This window comes from Rhizobacter sp. (assembly GCF_031412075.1).
GTDB lineage: Bacteria > Pseudomonadota > Gammaproteobacteria > Burkholderiales > Burkholderiaceae_C > Rhizobacter.
Map to the genome: position 1 here is coordinate 1 of NZ_JANOCG010000470.1, position 6,899 is coordinate 6,899.

The 6,899-nt window shown below is 69.2% G+C and carries 6 protein-coding genes; 5 read left to right on the top strand and 1 reads right to left on the bottom strand.

Features of this window, described 5'->3' with window-relative positions:
* Together RMO40_RS17765 and RMO40_RS17770 are read left to right on the top strand one after the other, a co-directional pair.
* Positions 1–669 (top strand): response regulator (locus tag RMO40_RS17765; protein WP_309724279.1); only part of this gene is annotated, 669 nt, incomplete at its 5' end.
* Positions 666–1,961 (top strand): ATP-binding protein, encoded by a 1,296-nt coding sequence (locus tag RMO40_RS17770; protein WP_309724280.1) that lies wholly within the window; start codon positions 666–668, stop codon positions 1,959–1,961. The genes RMO40_RS17765 and RMO40_RS17770, both read left to right, overlap by 4 nt.
* Before the next feature lie 45 nt (positions 1,962–2,006).
* Here the strand turns inward: RMO40_RS17770 and RMO40_RS17775 are convergent, their stop codons facing one another.
* Entirely contained in the window at positions 2,007–3,053 is a 1,047-nt protein-coding gene (locus RMO40_RS17775) for a helix-turn-helix domain-containing protein (protein WP_309724282.1), read from the bottom strand.
* 85 nt (positions 3,054–3,138) lie between these two features.
* Between RMO40_RS17775 and RMO40_RS17780 the strand changes: the two genes are divergently transcribed.
* The 3 genes from RMO40_RS17780 (at position 3,139) to RMO40_RS17790 (ending at position 6,759) form a co-directional block, all read left to right on the top strand.
* On the top strand, positions 3,139–4,476 hold the full coding sequence (locus tag RMO40_RS17780) for a tetratricopeptide repeat protein (protein WP_309724283.1): 1,338 nt from the start codon (positions 3,139–3,141) through the stop codon (positions 4,474–4,476).
* Positions 4,477–4,552: 76 nt separating this feature from the next.
* Positions 4,553–6,046: a M48 family metalloprotease gene (locus RMO40_RS17785; protein ID WP_309724285.1), complete on the top strand. Its 1,494-nt coding sequence runs from the start codon at positions 4,553–4,555 to the stop codon at positions 6,044–6,046.
* The gene (locus tag RMO40_RS17790) at positions 6,046–6,759 is read left to right on the top strand and encodes a YebC/PmpR family DNA-binding transcriptional regulator (RefSeq protein WP_309724286.1); all 714 of its coding nucleotides are present in this window, start codon (positions 6,046–6,048) and stop codon (positions 6,757–6,759) included. The genes RMO40_RS17785 and RMO40_RS17790 overlap by 1 nt, the downstream gene beginning before the upstream one ends.
* Positions 6,760–6,899: the final 140 nt, after the last annotated feature.

Below are 6,899 nucleotides of genomic sequence, written 5' to 3' on the forward strand. Positions count from 1 at the left end.
CTGGTTGAAGACGACCGCATGATCGGTGAAAGCCTGCGCGCCACGCTGCGCCAGGAAGGCCACGCCGTGGACTGGGTGCGTGACAGCAGCGCCGCGCAGGCCACGCTCGGCAGCGAGCGGTTCGACCTGGTGCTGCTCGACCTGGGCCTGCCCCCGCTGGCCGATGCCGCCCCCAGCGGTGAGGGCGGCCTGGGCGTGTTGCGCTGGCTGCGTGGCCGGCAAGACAACACACCGGTGATCGTGCTCACCGCGCGCGATGGCCTGGGCGACCGGGTGAGCGGTCTCGATGCCGGTGCCGACGACTACCTCGTCAAACCCTTCGAACTCGACGAGCTCAACGCCCGCATGCGCGCCGTGATGCGCCGCCACAGCGGGCGCGCGCAGCCACTGCTGTCGCACCGCGGCGTGACGCTCGATCCGGCCACCCGCCAGGTCACGCAAGACGGCCAGCCGGTGCTGCTGTCGGCGCGCGAGTTTGCGGTGCTCGAAGCGTTGATGACGCGTCCCGGCGCGCTGCTGTCGCGCGCCCAGCTCGAAGACAAGCTCTACGGCTGGGGCGAAGAGATCGAAAGCAACGCGGTGTCGGTCTACATCCACCAGCTGCGCCGCAAGCTGGGGGCGGAGTTCATCCAGAACATGCGCGGCGTGGGTTACTTCGTTCAGGCATGAACACGATTCGCACGCGATTGCTGCTGGCGCTGCTGGGCATGCTCGCCCTGGTTGCACTCTTGATGGGCGCAGTGACCTACCGCAACGTGCTGACCGAAACCGAAGCCCTGTTCGACTACCAGCTGAAGCAGATGGCGCTCTCGTTGCGCGACCAGGGCGAGATCGACGCCAACCAGGCCGATGCACTGGCCGATGAGCAGTTCGACTTCGTGGTGCAGATCTGGACCATGGATGGCCGCAGCATCTACGCCAGCCGCAACCACCGCGCCTTGCCCACCCGCGCGCTGCTGGGCTTTGCCGACGTGCCGGTCGAGGGCCAGACCTGGCGCACCTTCAGCGTGGCCACGCCGGGGCGGGTGATCCAGGTGGCGCAACCGGTGCGCATCCGCCAGCGGCTGGCGGCCGACGCGGCGCTGCGCAGCGTGATGCCGCTCCTGTTCCTGGCGCCGGTGATGGCGCTGATGGCTTGGTGGCTGGCCTCTTTGACCTTGGCGCCGCTGCGCCGCGTGGTGGCCGAGGTGCGCTCGCGCGACGAGCAGCTATTGCAGCCCCTCACCGAGCAGGGCCTGCCCGATGACGTGTCGCCCCTGGTCGGCGCGCTCAACGGTCTGCTGCAGCGCCTGGGCCAGACGCTGGAGACGCAGCGCGCTTTTCTCTCTGATGCCGCGCACGAGCTGCGCTCGCCGTTGACCGCGCTCAAGCTGCAGATCGGCTCGCTCAAGCGAGCACCCGACGACGCAGCGCGGGGCGACGCCATCGCGGCCTTGTCCGATGGCATTGACCGCGCCGCACGCATCGTCGAACAGCTGCTGACCCTGGCCCGCAGCGAGCCGGGTGCGCAACCTGCGACGCTCGAGCCGCTCGATCTCAGCGAGGTGGTGCGCCAGGCGGTGGCCGACACCGTGCCCTATGCCCTCTCGCGCGGCAGTGAATTTGTGCTGCACGCCGACGCCCCGGTGAGCGTGCGCGGTGACAAGCTGGGCCTGGCCGTGCTGGTGCGCAACCTCGCTGACAACGCGGTGCGTTATGCCCCCAAGGGCTCGCGCGTCGAGCTGCGTGTGTTCAGCGACGCGGGTGTACCTACTCTGCAGGTCGACGACACCGGCCCCGGCATCCCGCCCGCGGAACGCGACCGGGTGTTCGACCGTTTCTACCGCCGAGCGGCCGGTGGTGAAGAGGGCAGCGGCCTGGGCCTGGCCATCGTCAAGAGCGTGGCCGAGCGTCACGGCGCGGCGGTGGTGCTGGGCGATTCGCCGCTCGGCGGCTTGCGGGTGACAGTGCGCTTCGCCTGACTCGAAGCCTTCCGTCAAGGCGATCGTTCATTTTTGACGGCCGACTCATTCAACCGGTTCGGCCGCTCGCCGCAGCTGCGCACCGAGGGCGCCGAAGCGCCTGCGGTACTGCGCGGGCGTCAGTGTGACCTTGCGGCGAAACAGGCGGCCGAAGAAGCTTGTGTCCTGGTAACCGACCTCGAAGGCGATGGCCTCCACCGGCATGTCGCTCGATTCGAGCATCTGCTTGGCTTCTTCGAGCCGCAGGGTGTGGATGTATTCCAGCGGGGGCATGCCGGTGGCCTGGGTGAAGCGGCGCTTGAAGCTGCGTTCGGGCAGGCCCGAGAGCGCCACCATCTGCGCCACCGGCGACTCCACCCGGTAGTGGGAGGCGGCCCACAGCTGGCAGCGGGCGATCAGCTCGTCGGCCGCGCGCGGGCCACGGCTGAGCGAGGCATACGCCTGCGCGCTGGTGCTGTTGAGGTCGAGCAGGTTGATGCGCGCCACCTGCATCGCGTCTTCGGGTGAGGCAAAGCGAGCGATGAGCGCCAGCACCAGCATGTGCCAGGCGACACCGCTGCCGGCCATGATGATGCGCTGGCCGGTGCCGGCCACCACCAGGCCGCGCTCGGCGTGCCAGCGGGTGCGTGGGTACTCTTGCGCGAGCAGGTCGCAGTAGGCCCAGTGCGAGGTGGCATCGTGGCCGTCGAGCAGGCCGGTGCGCGCGAGCAGCAGGGCACCTGAGCAGGCCGAGGCGAGCGTGCCACCGGCGTCGAACACGCCACGCAGCCAGGCCACCTCTTGTTCGTAGACGCCGTCGAGCGTTGTGCCGGGCGCGATCATCAGGTCGGTGACCACGGCCACGTCGGGCCGCGGGCAGTCGGCAAAACTCGCATCGGGCGTGATGCGCACGCCGTTGCCGCCCTCGAAGGGCTGGCCGTCGGCGCTCACCACCAGCGGTCGAAAGGGCGAGGGTGTGTCGGGCCCGCCGTGCAGCATCTGCCAGTCGCGCCGGGTGCTGTTGAGGGCGTCGTAGAAGCCGTACAGGGTGGCCGCGCTGACAGCGGGCGTGCCCAGCAGGGCCACGGTGATGGGTGGGTGTTGAAAGCTCATGGCATGTTTGGCCGGGTTTTGGCGCGATCGACTCTAGTGTGAATTTCCCTGGCGCACCACCATCTGGCTTTTCTCAAGGACCCCCATGAACATGATCGATTCCACCGGCCACCAGGTCTCCGGTGCCAACCCTCACAGCCTGGCCGCCTATGACCAGGCGGCGCGCGAGTTGCTGTGCATGGTCGACGACCCGGCCGCCAGCGTGGCGCGCGCCCTCGAAGCCAGCCCCGAGATGACGATGGCGCATGTGCTGCAAGCCTGGCTTCACCTGCTGGGCACCGAGCCCGAAGGCATCGCCGTGGCGCGCGCCGCCTGCGAAGCCGCTGCTGGCTTGCCTGCCGATGACCGCGAGCGGCGCCACCTGGCCGCCGCGCAGGCGCTGGTGCAAGGCCGGTGGCGCGAAGCCGCCCAGCGACTCGAAGACCTGAGCCTTCGCTACCCGCTCGACACACTGGCACTGCAGGCCGGCCACCAGGTCGACTTCTTCCGCGGAGACAGCCGCATGCTGCGCGACCGCGTTGCCCGCGTGCTGCCGGCGTGGGACGCCTCCATCCCTGGCTGGCACGCCGTGCTTGGCATGCACGCCTTTGGCCTCGAAGAAAACGGCGACTACGCGCAGGCCGAATCGCAAGGCCGACGCAGCGTCGAGCTGGAGCCGCGCGACAGCTGGGGCTGGCACGCCGTGGCCCATGTGCACGAGATGCGCAACCAGCCGCGCGACGGCATCGCCTGGCTGCAGCCCCACGGCGCGACCTGGTCACAAGGCAGCTTCCTGGCCACGCACAACTGGTGGCACCTCGCGCTGTGCCACCTGGAGCTCGACGACCACGCGCAGGTGCTCAAGCTGTATGACCAGGCGATCGGCGGCACCGGATCGTCGGTGGTGATGGACATGATCGACGCCAGCGCCATGCTGTGGCGACTGCACCTGCGCGGTGTCGACGTGGGCGACCGTTGGCAGCCGCTGGCAGACCGCTGGCATCCGCTGGCGCGTGCGGGCAACTATGCGTTCAACGACTTCCACGCGATGCTGGCCTTCGTGGGCGCGGACCGCAGCGCAGCCCAGCAGGCGGTGTTCGAGTCGCAACAACGGGTGATGCAGAGCGAGGTCGACAACGCGCTCTTCACCCGCGAGGTGGGCCACCCTGCGGCGCGTGCGGTGCAGGCCTTCGGCCAGGGCGACTTCAACACGGCCGTCACCTTGTTGCGCGCCATCCGCCACCAGGCGCACCGTTTCGGCGGCAGCCATGCGCAGCGCGACTTGATCGACCTCACGCTGATCGAAGCGGCCATGCGCAGCGGCGACCCGGCCCTGGCGCGCGGTCTGGCCGCCGAGCGGGCGGTGCTGCGGCCGCGCAGCCCGTTGGCGCAGAGGCTGACCCGGCGGGCGCGGGCGATGCCAATGGGGGCGCAGGTGACATAAGTTCCGGCGGGGCCTCGCGCTGGTTTACGCTTGCGCCCCCGGGGCCGCGTCAGGCCCGTCGCAAGAAGGAAGCCCCATGAACCTGCGCCATGCCCTGCCCTTAGTGATGTGCGTCGCCCTGCTGGCCGGTTGCGGCACGCAGGTGGTCAACCCCGTGAGTGGCCAGACCGAGCGCTCGGTGATGAGCGAGCAAGACGAGATCGCGCTTGGCAAAAAGTCGCACCAGCAGATCCTGCAGGAGTACGGCGTCTACGCCGACCCGAAGCTGCAGGCGTATGTCAACGACATCGGCCAGCGGCTCGCCAAACAGTCGCACCGCGCCAACCTGGTGTGGACCTTCACCGTGCTCGACAGCCCCGAGATCAACGCGTTTGCGTTGCCCGGCGGCTACGTCTACATCACGCGCGGCATCATGGCCTACCTCGACAGCGAGGCCGAGCTGGCCGGCGTGGTCGGCCACGAGATCGGCCACGTGACCGCCCGCCACGGCGCGCAACGTGCCACGCGCCAGCAGAACGCCGGCCTCGGCGTGCTGGCCGCCACGGTGCTCGGTGCCGTGCTCGAAGCGGGGGGCGTGGGCGGCGCCACCGACCTGGCCAGCCAGGCCTCGCAGACGGCAGCCGCCGGGTATGTGGCCTCGTACAGCCGCGAGCAGGAATTGCAGGCCGACCAGCTCGGCGCCGAGTACCTGGTGCGCAACCAGTACAACCCGCAGAACATGATCGACGTGATCGTGGTGCTCAAGAACCAGGAGCAATTTGCCGCCGACGCCGCCAAGGCCGAGGGCAAGGCCGCGCCCTCGGGCGGGAGCTGGCTGGCTTCACACCCGAGCAACGACAAGCGGCTGGCCGACATTCGACAGATTGCTGGCAAGTACAGCGGCAACTACGCCGACGACGGCCGCGCCCGCTACCTGCAAGCGGTGGAAGGCATGACCTTCGGCGACAGCCGCGAGCAGGGCGTGGTGCGCGGGCGCAATTTCTATCACGAGCCGCTGGGCATTGCGCTCACCGCACCGGCGGGCTGGCAGGTGCAGAACTCGCAAGAGGCCATCGTGCTGGTGAGCGGCGCGCGCGACGCCGGCCTGATCGTGCGGCTGGTGCCGCCCAAGGCCGGCAGCACGCATGAAGAAGTGATCCGCAACGTGGTCAAGCCCACCGAGGGCCGCAGCGAGGCGCGCATGCTGCATGGTCTGTCGGCGACGCACTTCAAGGGCACCACGCGCAACGAACAAGGCCAGAGCCAGCCCGTGACGCTCACCCTCGTCACCGGCCCGGGCGGGCGCAACTACCTGATGCAGTACGCCGCCAAAGACGCCGCAGCGATGCAGCGCGCCGGCGCGCAGATCGGGGAGGCCGAAGCCTCGTTCCGTGCCATCACCGCCGCCGACCGTGCGGCGGCCAGACCCTGGAGCGTGAAAACCGTGGCCTACCCGCGCGGTGGCTTCGCTGAGCTGGCGCGCTCTTCACCGCTGCCGGCGCGCGCCGAGGCGCAACTCAAGTTGATGAACAGTGCCTATGGCGCCGCCCCTGAGCCCAAACCCGGCCAACAGGTGAAGGTGGTGAACTGATGGGCGCACAGTGGAAAGCAAAGCACAAGGACCTGGCCGCCAACGCCCGGGGCCGGCTCTTCGGCAAGCTCGCCAAAGACATCATGGTTGCCGCCCGCCACGGCGCCGACCCCGGCGCCAACTCGCGGCTGCGGCTGGTCATCGAGCAGGCCCGCAAGGTCTCGATGCCCAAGGAAACGCTCGACCGCGCCATCAAGAAGGGCGCCGGCCTGACCGGTGAAACCGTGCATTTCGAGCACGCGATGTACGAAGGTTTTGCGCCGCACCGCGTTCCGGTGATGGTGGAGTGCCTGACCGACAACCTGAACCGTGCCGCATCCGAGATGCGGGTGCTGTTCCGCAAGGGCCAGCTCGGCACCTCGGGCACGGTGTCATGGGACTTTGCCCACGTGGGCCTGATCGAAGCCGAGCCCGCCGCGGCCGGCGCCGACTCCGAGCTCGCCGCCATCGAAGCTGGCGCACAAGACTTCGAAGCGGCCGACGAAGAGGGCGTGACCCTCTTCATCACCGACCACGCCGACCTCGACCTGGTGAGCCGCGCGTTGCCCGCGCAAGGCTTCAACGTGGTGTCGGCCAAGCTGGGCTACAAGCCCAAGAACCCCGTCAGCGCCAGCAGCCTGAACGCCGAGCAGCTGGAAGAGGTCGAAGCCTTTCTGGCGGCGCTCGATGCCAACGAGGATGTGCAGAACGTGTTTGCCGGGTTGGCGGCCTGAGCCGTCAGCGGCCTCCCACTGACTTGGCTTCGCCGGGTGGCACCAGCACGGGTGGGATCTGCGCCGCCTGCTGCGCCACCGCCAGCGCACCGATCTGTCGGCCCATCGCCAGGCCGACCTCGCCCGAAGTGCGGTAGTGG